Source organism: Shewanella sp. FJAT-51649, assembly GCF_019457435.1.
Taxonomy (GTDB): Bacteria; Pseudomonadota; Gammaproteobacteria; order Enterobacterales; family Shewanellaceae; genus Shewanella; species Shewanella mangrovisoli.
The window spans coordinates 451,153-468,352 of record NZ_CP080411.1; the positions used below are offsets into that span (position 1 = coordinate 451,153).

General features: G+C 47.1%; 18 protein-coding genes. 5 read left to right on the plus strand and 13 right to left on the minus strand.

Annotated features, from left to right (window positions below; genetic code table 11):
- Window positions 1-58 precede the first annotated feature (58 nt).
- Together K0H59_RS02075 and K0H59_RS02080 are read left to right on the plus strand one after the other, a co-directional pair.
- The gene (locus tag K0H59_RS02075) at window positions 59-2,065 is read left to right on the plus strand and encodes a fumarate reductase flavoprotein subunit (RefSeq protein WP_220054505.1); all 2,007 of its coding nucleotides are present in this window, start codon (window positions 59-61) and stop codon (window positions 2,063-2,065) included.
- Entirely contained in the window at window positions 2,065-2,796 is a 732-nt protein-coding gene (locus tag K0H59_RS02080) for a fumarate reductase iron-sulfur subunit (protein ID WP_086903871.1), read from the plus strand. Before K0H59_RS02075 ends, K0H59_RS02080 begins: the two co-directional genes overlap by 1 nt.
- Before the next feature lie 60 nt (window positions 2,797-2,856).
- Here K0H59_RS02080 and K0H59_RS02085 read toward each other — a convergent pair whose 3' ends face one another.
- Window positions 2,857-3,141: a putative quinol monooxygenase gene (locus tag K0H59_RS02085; protein ID WP_220054506.1), complete on the minus strand. Its 285-nt coding sequence runs from the start codon at window positions 3,139-3,141 to the stop codon at window positions 2,857-2,859.
- A complete protein-coding gene (locus K0H59_RS02090) occupies window positions 3,138-4,160 on the minus strand; it encodes a zinc-binding alcohol dehydrogenase family protein (protein WP_220054507.1) in 1,023 nt (340 codons plus the stop codon). The genes K0H59_RS02085 and K0H59_RS02090 overlap by 4 nt, the downstream gene beginning before the upstream one ends.
- 119 nt (window positions 4,161-4,279) lie before the next feature.
- On the opposite strand from K0H59_RS02090, the gene K0H59_RS02095 reads away from it, so the two are divergent.
- Window positions 4,280-5,209: a LysR family transcriptional regulator gene (locus K0H59_RS02095; RefSeq protein ID WP_220054508.1), complete on the plus strand. Its 930-nt coding sequence runs from the start codon at window positions 4,280-4,282 to the stop codon at window positions 5,207-5,209.
- Window positions 5,210-5,388: 179 nt separating this feature from the next.
- Here the strand turns inward: K0H59_RS02095 and rho are convergent, their stop codons facing one another.
- Both rho and trxA read right to left on the minus strand, forming a co-directional pair.
- Window positions 5,389-6,654, minus strand: coding sequence for a transcription termination factor Rho (gene rho / locus K0H59_RS02100; RefSeq protein WP_011621213.1), 1,266 nt, complete (start codon window positions 6,652-6,654; stop codon window positions 5,389-5,391).
- Between the two features lie 211 nt (window positions 6,655-6,865).
- Window positions 6,866-7,192: a thioredoxin TrxA gene (gene trxA / locus K0H59_RS02105; protein ID WP_011070766.1), complete on the minus strand. Its 327-nt coding sequence runs from the start codon at window positions 7,190-7,192 to the stop codon at window positions 6,866-6,868.
- A gap of 152 nt (window positions 7,193-7,344) precedes the next feature.
- On the opposite strand from trxA, the gene rhlB reads away from it, so the two are divergent.
- Both rhlB and K0H59_RS02115 read left to right on the plus strand, forming a co-directional pair.
- The gene (rhlB, locus tag K0H59_RS02110; RefSeq protein ID WP_220054509.1) at window positions 7,345-8,664 is read left to right on the plus strand and encodes an ATP-dependent RNA helicase RhlB; all 1,320 of its coding nucleotides are present in this window, start codon (window positions 7,345-7,347) and stop codon (window positions 8,662-8,664) included.
- Window positions 8,665-9,591: an exopolyphosphatase gene (locus K0H59_RS02115; RefSeq protein WP_089068632.1), complete on the plus strand. Its 927-nt coding sequence runs from the start codon at window positions 8,665-8,667 to the stop codon at window positions 9,589-9,591.
- 74 nt (window positions 9,592-9,665) lie between these two features.
- Here K0H59_RS02115 and K0H59_RS02120 read toward each other — a convergent pair whose 3' ends face one another.
- The 9 genes from K0H59_RS02120 to K0H59_RS02160 all read right to left on the minus strand — a co-directional run bounded on the left by K0H59_RS02120 (window position 9,666) and on the right by K0H59_RS02160 (window position 17,146).
- Window positions 9,666-10,202: a thioredoxin family protein gene (locus K0H59_RS02120; protein WP_220054510.1), complete on the minus strand. Its 537-nt coding sequence runs from the start codon at window positions 10,200-10,202 to the stop codon at window positions 9,666-9,668.
- 147 nt (window positions 10,203-10,349) lie between these two features.
- Window positions 10,350-10,748: an 8-oxo-dGTP diphosphatase MutT gene (gene mutT / locus K0H59_RS02125; protein ID WP_220054511.1), complete on the minus strand. Its 399-nt coding sequence runs from the start codon at window positions 10,746-10,748 to the stop codon at window positions 10,350-10,352.
- 34 nt (window positions 10,749-10,782) lie between these two features.
- The gene (yacG, locus tag K0H59_RS02130) at window positions 10,783-10,992 is read right to left on the minus strand and encodes a DNA gyrase inhibitor YacG (protein ID WP_011621218.1); all 210 of its coding nucleotides are present in this window, start codon (window positions 10,990-10,992) and stop codon (window positions 10,783-10,785) included.
- 123 nt (window positions 10,993-11,115) lie between these two features.
- The gene (gene zapD, locus K0H59_RS02135; protein ID WP_220054512.1) at window positions 11,116-11,850 is read right to left on the minus strand and encodes a cell division protein ZapD; all 735 of its coding nucleotides are present in this window, start codon (window positions 11,848-11,850) and stop codon (window positions 11,116-11,118) included.
- The gene (gene coaE / locus K0H59_RS02140) at window positions 11,843-12,460 is read right to left on the minus strand and encodes a dephospho-CoA kinase (protein ID WP_220054513.1); all 618 of its coding nucleotides are present in this window, start codon (window positions 12,458-12,460) and stop codon (window positions 11,843-11,845) included. Before coaE ends, zapD begins: the two co-directional genes overlap by 8 nt.
- Window positions 12,461-12,552: 92 nt before the next feature.
- Window positions 12,553-13,479 (minus strand): A24 family peptidase, encoded by a 927-nt coding sequence (locus K0H59_RS02145; protein ID WP_220054514.1) that lies wholly within the window; start codon window positions 13,477-13,479, stop codon window positions 12,553-12,555.
- A 64-nt stretch (window positions 13,480-13,543) separates the two neighbouring features.
- A complete protein-coding gene (locus K0H59_RS02150; RefSeq protein WP_088211911.1) occupies window positions 13,544-14,815 on the minus strand; it encodes a type II secretion system F family protein in 1,272 nt (423 codons plus the stop codon).
- 122 nt (window positions 14,816-14,937) lie between these two features.
- Complete coding sequence (gene pilB / locus K0H59_RS02155) at window positions 14,938-16,647, minus strand: type IV-A pilus assembly ATPase PilB (RefSeq protein WP_088211910.1); 1,710 nt, start codon at window positions 16,645-16,647, stop codon at window positions 14,938-14,940.
- A gap of 73 nt (window positions 16,648-16,720) precedes the next feature.
- Window positions 16,721-17,146: a prepilin-type N-terminal cleavage/methylation domain-containing protein gene (locus K0H59_RS02160; protein WP_088211909.1), complete on the minus strand. Its 426-nt coding sequence runs from the start codon at window positions 17,144-17,146 to the stop codon at window positions 16,721-16,723.
- Window positions 17,147-17,200: the final 54 nt, after the last annotated feature.

Genomic DNA, 17,200 nt, shown 5'->3' on the forward strand with positions numbered 1-17,200 from the left:
ATATAACAAAAGAGTGTTGTCCTAAAACAATAACAGCAGTACCCGTTAAGGAGCAGGCGTGAAACTGATTTATACCGATTCATTAGTGGTTGGTGCCGGATTGGCAGGCCTGAGGGTGGCCATTGCCTCTAAAGAGCGTGGGTTAGATACCTTAGTGCTTTCGCTTATTCCTGCTAAACGTTCTCACTCCGCCGCTGCGCAGGGGGGAATGCAGGCAAGCCTTGGCAACGCAGTTAAAGGCATGGGCGATGATGAAGACGTGCACTTTCAAGACACAGTGAAAGGTTCGGACTGGGGCTGCGATCAAGAAGTCGCCAGGATGTTTGCCCATTGTGCGCCCAAGGCGGTACGCGAGTTAGCCAACTGGGGCGTGCCTTGGTCGCGCGTGAGTGCAGGGCCTAGGGAAGTGATTGTTAACGCCCAAAAAGTCACTCTGCAGGAAGCCGAAGAAGCCCACGGGCTGATCAATGCCCGCGACTTTGGCGGCACTAAGAAATGGCGCACCTGCTATACCGCCGACGGTACTGGCCATTCACTGCTCTATGCCATGGATAACAAAGCCATTTCCATGGATATTCCCGTCCATGAACGCATAGAAGCCTTAGCCCTAATTCACGATGGCAAGCGTTGCCACGGCGTGATTGCTCGCTGTCTTATCACAGGTGAACTCCGTGCCTATGTGGCGAAATCGACTACCATTGCGACCGGTGGTTATGGCCGCATTTATGAGGTGTCAACTAACGCCATTATCTGTGAAGGCATAGGTCAGGCGTTAGCGCTAGAAACCGGCGTTGCGACCCTAGGGAATATGGAAGCGGTGCAATTCCACCCCACGGCGATTGTGCCCGTAGGGATTTTAACCACAGAAGGTTGCCGCGGTGACGGTGGCTTGCTGCGGGATAAAGACGGCTACCGTTTTATGCCGGACTATGAGCCTGAGAAGAAAGAGCTGGCATCGCGGGACGTGGTGTCTCGCCGTATGACCGAGCATATGCGTAAAGGTAAGGGTGTCGATAGCCCCTATGGCCCACATTTATGGCTCGATATCACCCTGCTAGGGCGCAAACATATCGAAACCAACCTGCGTGAAGTGCAGGAGATTTGCGAGAACTTCCTCGGGATCGACCCAGCGAAGGATTGGATCCCCGTGCGCCCGACTCAGCACTATTCCATGGGCGGGATCCGCACTAAGGCAACGGGCGAGAGTCCGCAGCTTAAGGGCTTATTCAGCGTGGGCGAAGCAGCCTGTTGGGATATGCATGGCTTTAACCGCTTGGGCGGTAACTCGCTCGCTGAAACTGTAGTTGGCGGCATGATTATCGGCAAATATGTGGCTGATTTTTGTGAAAATAATAGCCTTGAAATCGACACTCAGCTTGCCGAAAAGTTTATGCGGCAGGTGCAGACTGAAATCGATACTTTAGTCGATGGTGAAGGCCACGAAAGCCCCTTCGAACTTAAGCGCGAAATGCAGCGGATTATGATGGACTACGTGGGGATTTTCCGTAACGGCCCTGAGCTTGATAAAGCGGTGACTGAGCTAAAGGCGCTGCTTGAACGCTCACGTAAACTCGGAGTTAAGTGCAAGAAACGCCACGCCAACCCAGAGCTGGTAGAAGCACTCAGGGTGAAGCGCATGCTCAAAGTCGCGCTGACCGTTGCTTGCGGCGCTGCCGCTCGTACCGAGAGCCGTGGTGCCCACGCCCGTGAAGATTATCCGCAGCGTAATGACAGAGATTGGCTCAACCGTACTCTCGCCAGTTGGCCCGATGCCGAGGCGTTGGCCCCCGTTTTAAGCTACGAGCCGCTGGATGTGATGAAGATGGAGCTGCCGCCGGGATATCGGGGTTATGGTATCGACAATGCCATTGCTCACCCCGATACCGCCAAACGCGAGCAACAAATTGCCGAGATTTTGGCAGAACTGGGCGACGATGCCGATCGTTATCAACGCCAGGCGGCACTGATGCCCTTTGAACTGCCGCCGAGCCTGCAAGCTAAAAATGAACGTTTAAGTGATACCTTACAAAGACCATCTGCCAATGCGCTAGGAGAAAAATCATAATGAGCCAAGGTCGCCAGCTAACCTTTAATATTTTTCGTTATGATCCGCAGGAGCCAAACGATAAGCCGAAGATGGTGCGTTATCATCTCACCGAAACGCCGGGGATGACAGTGTTTATCGCCCTCAATAAGCTCAGAGAAGAGCAAGATACGTCGTTGCAGTTTGACTTTGTCTGTCGTGCTGGGATTTGCGGCAGTTGCGCCATGGTGATTAATGGCTTCCCGACTTTGGCATGCCGAACGCTCACCGCCAAATATCCCAAAGGTGAAATCACTCTGATGCCATTACCGGGTTTTGAATTGATTGGTGATTTATCGGTTAACACGGGTAAGTTTATGCGCGAACTCGCCGAGCGCTTAAAGCTATGGTTACACCCAAAAGCGAATGATATCAGTATCCATCGCCTCGAGGAGCCGATGGCGCCGGAGGAAGCGGCGCGGCTCTATGAGTTAGAGCGCTGTGTCGAGTGTGGGGTTTGTGTGTCTGCCTGTGCCACTAAACAAATGCGTGAAACCTTTGTCGGCGCTGTGGGGATGATGAAAATCGCCCGCTTTGAACTCGATAGTCGCGATGCGCGTACGGCTGAAGATTTTTACCATGTGATTGGTAATCAGGACGGGGTATTTGGCTGTATGACCTTGCTCGGCTGTCAAGACAATTGTCCGAAGGATTTGCCCCATATGCAGCAGATTGCCTATCTGCGCCGCAAAATGGCGATGACCTTAGTGTAATTCTGTGAGCTGTTTGATTAAAAAAGTAAAGCGCCTTTTTAGGCGCTTTACTTTTGGTCGTTAACAGGCATAGGTCTTATGAATATCAACCTGCTTAACGAGTTCTTCTGATGCTGTTACAAAAGCACTAAAGTGTGGACTTGCCATATGTGCCTCCAGGGCTGCTTGAGATTGCCACACTTCATACATCCAAAACTGATTAGCATTATCTAAAGAGCGATGCAGCGTATACTCAAAACAACCAGCCTCTGTGTGGGTGTCCCTCACTAACTGTTTGAGTAAGCTAAGCAGCGCATCAGTTTGGCCTGGATGCGCTTGGATTTGCGCAAAAACCGTCACTTTCATTGGCTAAATCCTTCCAGCACAATTTTACCTATGGCCTTACCTGACTCTATTTGTGCATGCGCCTTAAGCAAGTTTTGCGCATTGATAGTGCCGTAATGCTCACCAAAAGTACTTTGCACTGTGCCTGCATCAATCAGCTCGGCGATACGGTTGAGCAGATGATGCTGTGCAATCATATCTTCAGTTTGATACAGGCTGCGGGTGAACATAAGCTCCCAATGTAGCGACAGGCTTTTACGTTTAAGCTTCATCACATCTAAAGGGCCGACAGGATCGTCAATCAGCGCCAGTTTTCCTTGCGGTCTAAGCACTTTTACAATTTCGTCAAAGTGCTTATCGGTTTGGGTTAGGCTAATCACATGGGTAACGTCGGCAATATCCAACTGCTTTAGCTCCTCCGAGAGCGGCTTGTTGTGATTTATGACCGCATCGGCACCTAAGTTTTTAACCCAAGTTGCTGATTCAGGACGTGATGCGGTGCCAAACACCTCGGCGCCAGTTAGCTTGACCGCAAGTTGAGTGATGATAGAACCTACGCCGCCAGCGGCACCGATAATCAGAATACGTGCATCCGTGGCTGAGCCGTCCTGCGGTAGACCTAAACGGTCAAACAGCAATTCCCAAGCCGTGATGCTGGTTAAGGGGAGCGCTGCTGCTTGTGCATTGCTTAAGGTTTGCGGTTTACGGCCCACGATACGCTCATCGACTAACTGATATTCGGCATAGCTGCCGCTGCGGCTAATATCGCCAGCGTACCAGACCTCATCACCTACTTTAAACAGGCTCACCTTATCACCCACAGCTTTAACGACTCCGACCGCATCCCAACCGAGGATTTTATATTCTCCAGCGGCTGCAGAACTGGATGCGCGGATCTTGGTATCAACAGGATTCACGGATATGGCTTTCACCTCGACCAACAGGTCAAAACCCTGTGGTGTGGGTTCGGCTAGTGTAATGTTTTCTAATGCATTTGGAGCGTCGATTGCCCCCGCGGTTTGATAACCTATGGCTCTCATATTTATTCCTCACTGGCGACTCGTGTCTGTCACTTGTCATTGAATGCCATTGTGTGAAATATTAATTCCTAGATAAACGGGGTAAAGTTTGTAATTTTTTCAAAGGAAATTTGATAATCATGCTGCTGAATGATCTTGCATTATTTGTTCGCGTTGCCGATTGCGGCAGTATTTCTGCGGCGGCAGCCGAGATGGAACTCTCCGCAGCATCGGCGAGTGCTGCGATTAAACGCCTTGAAAAACAGCTCGATACTAGTTTGTTTGTGCGCACAACTCGAAGCCTGAGATTAACCGCTCAAGGTGAGCGTTACCTTATCCATTGCAGGCGCGCTTTGAGTGATCTCGCCCTCGGAGAGCAGGCGATCGCCAGTGATAAAGGTAAGGTCTCTGGCACCTTAAGCCTGTCGGTTTCATCTGACTTTGGGCGTAACTTATTCGTCCCTTGGCTCGATGACTTCCTCCTTGATTTTCCACAGCTTCAGGTACGGCTGCATTTGGGCGACAATATCAGCAGCTTTTACCACGACAAAATTGATGTGGCGGTGCGTTACGGTAAGCCGCAGGATTCTAATCAGGTCGCCTTCCCAATTTGTACGGCGGACAGAGTGTTATGTGCCTCGCCTGAATATCTTGCCAAATTTGGCAAGCCCGAAACCTTAGAGCAACTCACGCAACATAATTGCTTGTTTTATAAATTAGATGAGAGAACCCACGACCAATGGCAATTTGAGCGTGATGGTCAGGAATATAAAATCCGCGTGACGGGCAATCGCAGCGCTAATGATGCGGAAATTGCTCGGCGTTGGGCGGTGGCAGGTAAGGGCTTAGTGTTTAAGTCGAGCTTAGATCTCGCTGAGGATATTATGGCGGGGCGTCTCGTGCCCTTGCTGCTCGAATATCGGGGCGAGCCAGTTAATTTATACTTAGTTTGTCCAGGGCGCGAGCATGTCACTCCCGTAGTGCTGCTGCTTCGTGAAATGCTCAGGCAACAGACTCAAAGCTTAAGCCGCGCTTTGGCGACATACCTCAAAGCTGAAACGCAGTTTTAATAACCATTAAGCGCTTGGAATATAATGGAATTTACTGTGATTTGATAAGTTGATAGCATTCGCGATTTCCTCACTGAAGAGAGCTCATCGCTCTGTGATTTAATCTTGTGCTGCCAAACTCGGCGCAATAAAAAAGCCGCATTAAGCGGCTTTTTTGGAAGATTGACCTAAATCTAGGATTAAGACTTAGCGCGTTTCATCGCGGTGAAGAATTCTTCGTTAGTCTTAGTCATTGCAAGTTTATCGATCAGGAACTCCATTGCGCTGACCTCATCCATTGGATTTAAGATCTTACGCAGGATCCACATCTTTTGCAGCTCATCAGGCGTGGTCAGTTTTTCTTCGCGACGAGTACCACTGCGGTTGAAGTCAATCGCAGGGAAGACGCGTTTTTCAGCGGCCTTACGTGACAGATGCAGTTCTTGGTTACCAGTACCTTTGAACTCTTCGTAAATTACTTCGTCCATTTTTGAGCCGGTATCAACCAGTGCGGTAGCAATAATGGTTAAGCTGCCGCCGTTTTCGATGTTACGAGCAGCACCGAAGAAGCGCTTAGGACGGTGCAGGGCGTTTGCGTCCACACCACCGGTTAACACTTTGCCCGATGATGGGATAACGGTGTTATAGGCGCGAGCCAAACGGGTGATAGAGTCGAGTAGGATCACAACGTCTTTCTTGTGCTCAACTAAACGCTTGGCTTTTTCAATTACCATTTCAGCCACTTGCACGTGACGGCTGGCTGGTTCGTCGAAGGTTGATGCAATCACTTCGCCTTGAACTAGGCGTTGCATCTCGGTCACTTCTTCAGGACGTTCATCGATCAGCAGTACCATCAACACCACTTCTGGGTTGTTGTAGGTGATTGACTGAGCAATATTTTGCAGTAATAAAGTTTTACCCGCTTTTGGTGGCGCGACGATCAGACCACGTTGACCCTTACCGATAGGAGAGCATAAATCCAGAATACGGGCTGTGATGTCTTCGGTAGAGCCATTACCACGCTCCATACGCATACGTTCTTCTGCGTGGAGTGGGGTTAAGTTTTCAAAGAGGATTTTGTTGCGAGAGTTTTCAGGTTTATCGAAGTTAACTTCGTTAACTTTTAGCAGGGCAAAATAGCGTTCACCTTCTTTTGGTGGGCGAATCTTGCCAAAAATCGTGTCGCCCGTTCGCATGTTAAAGCGGCGAATTTGGCTTGGTGATACATAAATATCATCCGGGCCAGCTAAGTAAGATCCATCTGCACTACGTAAGAAACCGAATCCGTCTTGGAGGATTTCTAATACACCGCCACCGAAAATGTCTTCGCCGCTTTTGGCGTGGGCTTTAAGAATTGAGAAAATAATGTCCTGCTTGCGAGCGCGGGCCATATTTTCGAGTTTCATGTTTTCGGCTAGCGAGACTAGGTCGGATATCGGCGTGTCTTTTAATTCAGTTAAGTTCATGTTGGGGATCTTGTGTTACGCGACAAAGCTTACCGCAATCAATCAGTAAAGTTTGTGATTCAGGATAGTGATTGACGAGCGAGAAGTGGTTTAGTTAGAAAGAATCTGGTTATTAAAGTAGCACTAACAAAGCGGGGCGTCCAGAAATTTAGGGGTATTCCGGCACAATTAATTAAAGCTTGTGCCGGAGGTCACTCATAGCGACAACAAATTAGATTTGTGCGTCGATGAACTCTTTTAATTGAGTTTTAGACAGTGCGCCAACTTTAGTTGCCGCTAATTCACCGTTCTTGAATAACAGTAAAGTTGGGATACCACGAACGCCATATTTCGCTGGAGAAACGTTGTTTTGGTCAACGTTTAATTTAGCGATAGTCACACGACCTGCGTACTCTTCGGCAACGTCGTCAAGGATTGGAGCGATCATTTTACATGGACCACACCATTCAGCCCAAAAGTCTACCAATACTGGTAAATCGGCCTTTAATACGTCGTTTTCGAAGCTGTCGTCGCTCAGGTATATAATTTTATCGCTCATGATGTTCTCCAGTTTGGTTGCCATTGCTGGTTTGTTAATGGCTTACCATGTATATTGGGGCTGAAAAATAGCTTTTCAAGTTACCTTTTTACAATGTGGCTATTTCAAACGATCGAGTATCTTATTGCAACCCCAAATGGTATGCTTGCGCTATGAGCCAAACACATTTATCTAATCAAAAATTTGCCGACCTTCCTCTGCATCCAGAGGTTAAACAGGCACTTGCCGAAAACGGCTTTGAATTTTGTACGCCGATCCAGGCGTTATCATTACCTGTATTACTTCAATCAAAAGATATCGCCGGCCAAGCCCAAACGGGCACGGGTAAGACAATGGCGTTTTTGGTTGCCACATTTAACCATTTATTGTCGACACCAGTCCCTGAGAACCGTCAGCTGAATCAGCCGCGCGCCATCATTATGGCTCCTACCCGTGAGCTGGCGATTCAAATCGCCAAAGACGCAATTCTCCTCGCCAAACACAGCCACTTAAAAGTCGGCATTGTCTATGGCGGTGAAAGCTATGATGTGCAGCGCAAGACGCTCGACCAAGGTGTAGATATTCTGATTGGTACCACAGGTCGGATTATCGACTACGTGCGCCAAGGCATTATCAATCTCGGCGGTATTCAAGCGGTGGTGCTAGATGAAGCCGACCGTATGTTCGACCTTGGTTTTATCAAGGATATTCGTTTCCTATTCCGACGTATGCCCAGTGCCGATCAGCGTCTGAATATGCTGTTTTCGGCGACACTTTCGATGAAAGTGCAAGAACTCGCCTACGATCATATGAATGATCCTGTGAAAGTCGAAATTGCCCCCGAAGAAAAAACCTCCAAGAACATCAAAGAAGAAATATTCTATCCCTCCCAAGAAGACAAAATGCGTTTGCTGCTGACGCTGATTGAAGAAGATTGGCCAGAAAAGGCCATTGTTTTTTCAAACACTAAGCACAGCTGTGAAAACCTATGGTCTTGGCTTGAAGGGGATGGCCATCGCGTCGGCTTGCTGACAGGTGATGTGCCGCAGAAGAAGCGTATCCGCATTCTTGAGCAATTTACCCAAGGCCAATTAGATATTCTGGTCGCGACCGACGTTGCCGCGCGCGGACTGCATATCTCCGATGTTTCTCACGTCTACAATTATGATTTACCTGATGATTGTGAAGATTACGTCCACCGTATTGGTCGTACTGGGCGTGCGGGTAATAAAGGTGTATCGGTCAGTTTTGCCTGTGAAGAATACGCTCTGAATTTGCCTGCGATTGAAACCTACATCAATCACTCTATTCCTGTGAGCAATTATGACCGAGATGCATTGCTGGAAGATATTCCGCCGCCAGTCAAAATTCATCGCAAGCACCCTGCGGGATCACGTAATTTACGCGAACGTTCAGGTGCAGGGCGACCACAAGGTGCCCATCGTAGTGGTGGACGTCCACCTCGCCATGACAGGACGCGTAGACAGCCTTAAATGCCAACACCCGCTTATGCCGCCATTACTTTAGGCTCTAATAGCTTTAATATGCTGATCGCTAAGACAAAAGGCGGTCAACCACAGATTATTGCTAAATACAAACGTAAAGTAAGGTTAGCCGAAGGCATTGGCGAAGATGGTCATCTAACCGCAGAAGTGATGCAGCGTGGCCTAGATTGTCTAGCGATGTTTGCCCAAATGTTGGCGCTGCATAAAATCCATCCTAATCATGTCGCTGTGATTGCAACTGCGACACTGCGCTGTATCCATAATGCCGATGAGTTTAATCAGAAGGCGATTCCGCTCTTGGGTCATCCGATTGAGATTATCTCAGGTATGCGTGAAGCTGAGCTGATTTATCAAGGTATGGTGGCGACTACTTGCGGCCAAGGTCGACGTTTAGTGATCGATATTGGTGGCGCCAGTACCGAGTTTATTATCGGTGATGGCCACCAAGTTCAGTTTAAGACCAGCTTACCCATGGGTAGCGTGACCTTTAACCGTCGCTTCTTTAACAATGCCCCGTTGCAAGAGCTCGATTTTGACGATGCCAAGCAGGAAGTGTTGGAAGTATTAGGTGAACATAGGCAAAGGTTAAAAGACTTAGGATGGCACTGTGTGGTGGGGGCTTCTGGCGCGGTGCAATCTGTGGTCGAAGTCTTAATGCACCGTAAGCAGTCTGAAATCATTACCTTAGCTGTGCTGAATCAGCTTAAAGCGGAAATCCTTGCTGAAGAACATGCCAGCCTTATGGGGATTATCGGCCTAAGTGCCGAACGCGCACCGACATTTGCCGCTGGAGTGGCGATTTTACTCGCGCTCTTTGAATTCTTGGGCATTGAACATTTGTCACTATCGGGCGGCGCACTGCGTGAGGGCGTGTTAGTGATGCTGGCACAGCGAATTTTAGAAGAAGCGATTTAACCTCAGCTCCATTTTAAAAAGATAAAGGCCGCCAAGTGTACACTTAGCGGCCTTTATTATTTAGCGACTCGAGATTACTTTAAAATCTCGACTAAATCTTTTTCGAGTGAAACGGTTGGACGTTCAACGATGCGGCCAATTTCTTTACCCTGTTGTAGCACGATAAAGGTGGGAATACGTTTGAATTCGTATTTTGCCGCTAGTCCTTCGGGATCTTGCTTGCTGCGATCAACCCCAATATAAGTCACTTTGATATTGGGGTTAGCCACTTCTTCCATAATGCGAATAAAGCGTGGGGTTTCGCGATGGCAGTCTGGGCACCAAGTGCCGATGATGACTACGATTTCGGTTGGCTCAGCGATGTTCTTAAGAGGTGCTAAGGATGCGGTATTCACCTGATAGCTCTTGTAGCCCTCAGCAAACTCATTGAGATCTTTTACTAAATGTTGCGCTTCAACTACACCGGTTAAAATCACTTCTTGTTTCTCCTCGCTGCAGGTGGCAATCAAGCCCTGTTGTTGCTCTTCAAAGCCACAGCCGCCATTTGCTAGTACTTGGCAACTAAAAAATAACGCGGTCGTGGCGAGTAATGCTTTGACGTTATTGTGCATGATATGCCCTCGAAATCGAAGAAGAATAATGAGTTTGCATTCAAACACTAATTTGCGCTTTCTAAAAGTTGCGGATGAATTTGCTGCAACCCAGATCACGTAACGCTAATGTAAAACCTGAATCTTGCCTGCAAAATAGCGGTTTTGTTACTCGGTTTGTGCCAATAATTTACTGAGAATGGGTTTATTGGCCTCGGGGAAGTCGTAATGGCTTAGCTCATGTCTATTGACCCAAGCAATCTGCTGCCCTTCAAGCCCTTGCGCTTCTCCCGTAAACTCACTCACAGTGTGAATATCGAGTAACACTTGTTTATCGGGATAATCGTAGCTTAGCGCCATAAAAGGCTCGCTTGCGCTGACGACTAGCGCGACTTCCTCTTTTAGCTCACGAATTAAGGCTTGGGTGACGGTTTCGCCCTGTTCGACTTTGCCTCCTGGAAATTCCCACTTACCGCCTTGATGTAAATGCTCAGGGCGCTTAGCGAGTAAGATTTGCCCGTTAGGGTTGAGGATAATGCCTACGGCAACATGAATGCGTTTTGTCATAAAATTCTGCTTATAAAGGGCTGATTATTGAGTATTACTCTTTGAAAAAGCTTTCTTCGTCGTAACCGAGTTCATCTAACGCGTCGAGGTCAAACTCAGATTTGACCGGAATAGCATGTTTTTCGGAGGCCCAATCGCCGAGGTCAATCATCTTGCAGCGCTCGCTACAAAAAGGTTTGAATTCCGATTGTGGAACCCATTCTACTGGGGTTTTACAAATTGGACAGTTGACGGTTAACGGCATAATAGACTTCTCCTTAGCAGTCGACTGAGATAACAAGGGGAGCGCTGAGTATCGCAAATATGCCTAGTAGGCAAAATTGGCTTTTAACTCGGCAGCAGCTTAGAGGTCGTTAGTGTAAAGGCTTCAGGCACAGGTCGCTAGTAGGAATTCGATGCTGCGGTCGGAGTGGCGCTGCTGGTCGAATTGCACAAAGTGGATGGCGTAGCGATTGCGATGACCACTGATGGTGGGGTAGCAGCCGTGGGCGGCATCGACTTTGACGCGAACTAGCGAGAGCGCTTGAGCACTATCACCTTGGTAAAAACCAGCATGGGCGGTGGCGTTATCGAAATGGGCGGTACTACGAGTTAACTGAAGCAAAAGCATGATGGGAGTGAGAAGGGGATCAAAATGGCTAATCCAAGCTTGGTAATCTTGCTGTCTTTCTTCCCAAGGTTTGGCGAGCCAAAAATGCAGCTGGGGAAGGTCGAAGTTACAGCAGGCGCCAGGCATACCAAAACGCTGTCGCAGAGCCGATAAAAAACGGTCTTGTTTGAGTTGGCTGCCGCAGCGCTCGGGACGCTGTAGTGGCTCTCTGGCTTGCATTAATGCTTGAATGTAAAACTCAATCTGTTCGCTATCAACATGGTCGAGCTCTTGCCATTTGCTTAGTTGTAGCAGATTGCGCTCGATATCTTTAAGGACTTCATTGCGATAGTCGCAACGCTCCGATAATTCGCACAGGGAGAAAAGAGGGTAGAAACATCTATGTTGGTGGTCGTGATTTAGGTTATTACAGAGCTGTTTATTGAGATATTCGAGCCGCAAGTAGCTACGGATTTTCTCATTTAAAGGCTGTTCATAAACTAAGTCAGTCATGGGCGTCGTGATTACCGGATAATTGTAAATAGCGCTGGTGCAATGCTTGCACCTCTTGTTTTAGTGTTGATATCTCTCCCTGATTATCAATAATGTCGTCGGCTCTGGCGAGCTTGTCACTGCGACTACATTGGCTATTAATGATGTTATTTACCTGAGTGGCGTCCACATTGTCCCGTTTTACGGTACGGCTGATTTGCAACTCCGGCGAAATATCCACCACTAAAGTCCGATTGACTAACCTATCTAACCCGTTCTCAAATAGCAAGGGGACAACCATAATTACATAGTCAGAGGTTGCATTTTCGACTTGTGACAACATTTCTTGGCGGATCAGAGGGTGGAGTAACTGATTCAACCATTGGCGCGCTTGTTCATCGCTAAATACTCGTTGTCGTAGCTTTGCTCGGTCAAGCTCACCAGCCTCGGTTACTATTTCAGTGCCGAAGTGAGCGATAATGGCTTCGAGCCCCTTTGAGCCTTTTGCGACCACCTCGCGAGCGACTACATCTGCATCGACTAAATCGACACCTTCTTCGGCAAATAAATTGGCAACGGTAGTTTTACCGCTACCAATACCACCCGTTAGACCTACGACAAACTTGGACATAAGATTCCCATCTAGAGAAGGCACTTAATCAATTTGGACTATTCTGACCGATATTGAATGCTAAACACTGAAGAAAGATACAGACAGTGTTTTTATAGCGTACTTAGATACCAATCGACTATAGGTTGCCCCCAGATCAGGGCTATCCAACCAGCGGCGGCAATATAAGGCCCAAAGGGGATCGGGTTCGCTAGCTGATTACGTTTGAGTACGATGAGCGTGATGCCGACAAGGGCGCCGACTAAAGAGGACAGTAATATGACTAGGGGGAGCATTTGCCAACCTAGCCATGCACCAAATACGGCGAGCAGTTTAAAGTCGCCATAACCCATACCTTCTTTACCTGTGAGTAGCTTAAACAGCCAAAATACCGACCAGAGACTCAAATAGCCCGCTGCAGCACCTATAACGGCATCGGTTGGAGTAGTAAAGGTATGGTTGAGGTTAATGAGTAATCCTAGCCATAGGAGTGGAAGGGTCATCTGATCTGGCAGTAGCATCTCATCCAGATCGATACCCGTTAATGCAATCAATACAAAGGTTAATACAGCAGCAAACACAAATTGCCAGCTAGGACCAAAATGCCAAGCGAGTGTTGTAACTAATAATCCTGTTACTAACTCAACAATCGGATAGCGTGAGGAGATCGATGTATTGCAGGCGGCGCATTTTCCCCTGAGCATTAACCAGCCCACAATCGGCAAATTATGCCAAGGCTTGATTGCGGTCTTACATTTAGGACAGGCGGAACCTGGTACCACTAGATTGTATTTATCAGGGTAAGTATCTATCGGCTTATTGAGCTTTTCTATGCCAATCTGCTTTACAACATCAGCATGATATTCCTGTAGATATTGATTGCACTCCTGTTGCCATTCGCGCTTCATCATTACCGGAAAGCGGTGAATGACGACATTTAAGAAGCTGCCAATAGTGGCGGCAAACACAAAACTTAACGTAATAAACAGCCAAGGACTCTGAGCAAGAGAGTGGCCTAAAAGGGATATAAAGTCAGTCATCATTGTTACTTGTTATTATTAAAAGTAAAGTTTCAATATTGGGAAACATTGGTTCTACAATGGCTTAACCACTTACAACTTTACCCATTTGGAAGATTGGTAAATACATAGCGACAATGAGGCCGCCGACAACTGTGCCAATAACTACCATCATAATGGGCTCGATAAGGCTTGATAAGCCATCAACCGCATCATCGACCTGCATCTCATAAATATGCGCCACTTTGTTTAACATATTATCGAGTGAACCTGACTCTTCACCAATCATTACCATTTGGATCAACATATCGGGGAAAAGCCCTGTGGTACGCATGGCGACATTCATTTGCATCCCTGCCATCACCTCTTGACGGATTTTCAAAATGGCTTTTCTGTATACAGCGTTTCCTGAAGCTCCAGCCGCAGATTCTAAACCATCGATTAACGGAACCCCTGCGGCAAAAGTTGTGGCCAAGGTTCGAGCAAAACGCGCCATAGCACCTTTATGCAAAATAGGTCCAATGGCAGGAATTTTTAATATCGCTTCATCCACTCGATCTCGAACCATTTGTGAATTTCTATGGGCGCGAACAAATAAAAATACTCCAGCTACGATAGCTCCCAAAAAAATATACCAAGAGGATTGTAAGCCTCTGGATATATGAAGAACCAACTGAGTAAAAGCGGGTAATTCCGCGCCAAATCCTTTAAAAATCTCTTCAAACTGCGGTACAACAAAGAGTAACAATAGCGTCGTGACTAAAACTGCAACAACAACAACTGCAGCTGGATAAAACATGGCTTTTTTTATCTTAGATTTCAATGCTTCAGACTTTTCACGGTAAGTAGCTATACGATCGAATACTACATCCAAAGAGCCTGAGTGCTCACCCGCAGCCACTAAGTCAACATAGAGATCATCGAAATAGCGCCTATGGGGGCGAAGTGAATCTGAGAGAGGGATACCTGATTGGATTTCAGAAAGAATGGAGCCGAGTAACTCACGCATTTTTGCTTTTTCATGACCGCGACCGAGTAACTCGATAGTCGTAACTAAGGGGACGCCCGCAGCAAGCATTGTCGCAATTTGCCGTGTAATCATGGCAATATCCATTGGACTAATTTTTGCGTCACCTAGCTTAAATAGGGCTGCTGATTGCTTGCGGACTGTTTTAGGATTTACACCTTGGGATTTGAGTTGGCTACGGATTTCCGCGACAGAAGCACCCCTTAGCTCACCGCTCGTTTTTTGGCCATCACGGTTTATGCCCTTCCATTCGAAAGTGTATATTTTGGGTTGGCTTTTTTGCTCGCTCTTTTTGGCACGAGGCTTTTTTACAGTAGTTGCCGTAGCCATAGATAATCCCTGTTAGGCGTGATTAATTAAAGCTTTATTGGTACTAGGTTAGTACAAAAAATGGAACCAAAGCGACTAAATATAAACTATCGAGCAGTTTATGCGTCATAGATGAGTAGATTTTAAAAGCTCGTCACCCTATTGACTTCCGCAATGCTAGTTACCCCTTGAAGTACTTTTAGAAGGCCTGATTGCCGCAGGTCTCGCATGCCTTGAGCCTTAGCTTGATCTGCTATCTGTAATGAATTGCCCCCTTCCATAATAGTGCGAGCAATTTCATCGGACATTTTCATCACTTCGTAAATACCGACCCGTCCTTTGTAGCCGCCAGAACAATGTTCACAACCTACAGGCTTGTAGGTGGTAAACCCTTGAGCGATTTGCTCATCGGTAAAGCCTAAACGTTGTAACTCATGTTCGGGGATCTGTTCGGGTTGTTTGCATTCGGTGCAAAGTCGCCGTGCAAGTCGCTGAGCAATAATAAGATTCACAGAACTAGCGATATTATAACCGGGTACACCCATATTAATTAAACGGGTTAAGGTTTCAGCGGCCGAGTTTGTGTGTAGTGTGGATAATACTAAGTGGCCAGTTTGGGCGGCTTTAATGGCAATTTCTGCGGTCTCAAGATCGCGGATCTCACCCACCATGACTACATCGGGGTCTTGACGCAAAAATGAGCGTAGAGCTGAGGCAAAAGTTAAACCCGCTTTTAAATTAATATGAACTTGGTTGACCCCTTCAAGGTTTATTTCAACCGGGTCTTCGGCGGTAGATATATTGCGCTCGGCAGTATTGAGAATATTTAAGCCTGTATAAAGCGAAACCGTTTTACCCGAACCTGTTGGGCCTGTGACTAAGATCATCCCTTGGGGTTTAGCCAGCATCTCAAGATAGAGTTTTTCTTGATCGGGTTCATATCCTAATTTTTCAATACCTAGCTGTGCGGAAGAGGAATCTAAGATCCGCATTACAATTTTTTCGCCCCAAAGGGTCGGTAGTGTACTTACCCGAAAGTCGATTGATTTAGTGCGGGAAAGCTTCATCTTAATCCGACCATCCTGAGGGACGCGGCGCTCGGCAATATCGAGTTTCGACATAACCTTCAAACGAGCAGATAGACGCCCAGCTAAGCTAATTGGCGGTTCGGAGACTTCATGCAAAATACCGTCGATACGAAAACGAATGCGATAACGTTTTTCATAGGGCTCAAAGTGAAGGTCTGATGCCCCTTTACGAATGGCGTCTGTAAGAATCTTATTGATATAGATGACGATTGGCGCATCATCACTGGCTTCGCCAGCGTTTTCATCTTGGCGCTTGTCGGTATCAGTAATCTCGATACCAGCGAGCGCCGCCTCATCCATACCACTTAAATCAAGCCCGGTAATATCTTCTTCTAATATCTTTTCAAGGGCCTTGGCTAGCTTATCTTCTTCCACCAAAATCGCTTCTGCATGCAGGCCAGCACTAAATTGGAACTCTTCGAGGGCGGCAATATTGGTTGGATCTGAGGTGGCTATATAGAGGCGATTACCGCGTTTAAAGAGCGGTAAGCAGCGATGTTTTTCTATGAGTTTTTTATTCGTAAACTCTTCGGGAATGGCACTAATATCAAATTCAGCTAAATCCAGTAGCGGAGTGCCATACTCTTCATAACAAAGCTCAGCAATAGAGCGTGCAGAAATCAGCTTAGTCTGCACTAAGGTCGTGACTAAGGTTTGTTTGTTTTGTCGGGATTTTGTGATGGCACTCGCCATCTGCTCTTCATTTAACAGCCCTTTACGGATAAATAGGGTAGATAAACCTAAATGTAAGCCTGTAGTGGGCATTAGATAAACTCAATCAAAAAAGAAGGTTGATACGGTGCTAAAACCATATCAACCACAAATCGATGTTTAGAGGCTATAAACCTGCACCCTCTTGACATTGAGCTGCTGTCGCTTTTCCTGAAGCATTAGCAGATGCAGTATATGTTAAGCTACCATCTCCTGAGATTGCAGCTGTGACAATACACGTACCATCATCGTAAGCTAGTGAAACGCCTGTTGCTTCGGCAACAGTACCTGGTGTAGGTGTAATCTTAGTGTCAGCAGTTAGCTCCGCGTTTAAACTTGTGCAACCGACATTTGTTTGTATGCATGCTTGAGTCTTTGAAATATAGCCAGAAAGTCCTTTCATTGCAGCACCTCCGTGGGAGGTTGCAACATACTCACGATAAGCAGGTAATGCTACAGCAGCCAAAATACCGATAATGGCAACTACAATCATTAACTCGATCAAGGTGAAACCCTGAGCTTGCTTGTTTAAACCTTTATTCATTGCTTTCATTTCTTTCTCCAGCTTACGCAGTATTAATTAACAAGTTAACTTGTAGTCACCCGA

Excerpts from the sequence above, each read along its gene's own strand:
- pilB (WP_088211910.1), bottom strand. The coding sequence starts at position 16,647 with ATGCCCACTACAGGCTTACATTTAGGTTTATCTACCCTATTTATCCGT.
- mutT (WP_220054511.1), bottom strand. The coding sequence starts at position 10,748 with ATGACAAAACGCATTCATGTTGCCGTAGGCATTATCCTCAACCCTAAC.
- K0H59_RS02120 (WP_220054510.1), bottom strand. The coding sequence starts at position 10,202 with ATGCACAATAACGTCAAAGCATTACTCGCCACGACCGCGTTATTTTTT.
- K0H59_RS02160 (WP_088211909.1), bottom strand. The coding sequence starts at position 17,146 with ATGAAAGCAATGAATAAAGGTTTAAACAAGCAAGCTCAGGGTTTCACC.
- K0H59_RS02115 (WP_089068632.1), top strand. The coding sequence starts at position 8,665 with ATGCCAACACCCGCTTATGCCGCCATTACTTTAGGCTCTAATAGCTTT.
- K0H59_RS02145 (WP_220054514.1), bottom strand. The coding sequence starts at position 13,479 with ATGACTGACTTTATATCCCTTTTAGGCCACTCTCTTGCTCAGAGTCCT.
- K0H59_RS02150 (WP_088211911.1), bottom strand. The coding sequence starts at position 14,815 with ATGGCTACGGCAACTACTGTAAAAAAGCCTCGTGCCAAAAAGAGCGAG.
- rhlB (WP_220054509.1), top strand. The coding sequence starts at position 7,345 with ATGAGCCAAACACATTTATCTAATCAAAAATTTGCCGACCTTCCTCTG.
- rho (WP_011621213.1), bottom strand. The coding sequence starts at position 6,654 with ATGAACTTAACTGAATTAAAAGACACGCCGATATCCGACCTAGTCTCG.
- zapD (WP_220054512.1), bottom strand. The coding sequence starts at position 11,850 with ATGACTGACTTAGTTTATGAACAGCCTTTAAATGAGAAAATCCGTAGC.
- coaE (WP_220054513.1), bottom strand. The coding sequence starts at position 12,460 with ATGTCCAAGTTTGTCGTAGGTCTAACGGGTGGTATTGGTAGCGGTAAA.
- trxA (WP_011070766.1), bottom strand. The coding sequence starts at position 7,192 with ATGAGCGATAAAATTATATACCTGAGCGACGACAGCTTCGAAAACGAC.
- K0H59_RS02090 (WP_220054507.1), bottom strand. The coding sequence starts at position 4,160 with ATGAGAGCCATAGGTTATCAAACCGCGGGGGCAATCGACGCTCCAAAT.
- K0H59_RS02095 (WP_220054508.1), top strand. The coding sequence starts at position 4,280 with ATGCTGCTGAATGATCTTGCATTATTTGTTCGCGTTGCCGATTGCGGC.
- K0H59_RS02085 (WP_220054506.1), bottom strand. The coding sequence starts at position 3,141 with ATGAAAGTGACGGTTTTTGCGCAAATCCAAGCGCATCCAGGCCAAACT.
- K0H59_RS02080 (WP_086903871.1), top strand. The coding sequence starts at position 2,065 with ATGAGCCAAGGTCGCCAGCTAACCTTTAATATTTTTCGTTATGATCCG.
- yacG (WP_011621218.1), bottom strand. The coding sequence starts at position 10,992 with ATGCCGTTAACCGTCAACTGTCCAATTTGTAAAACCCCAGTAGAATGG.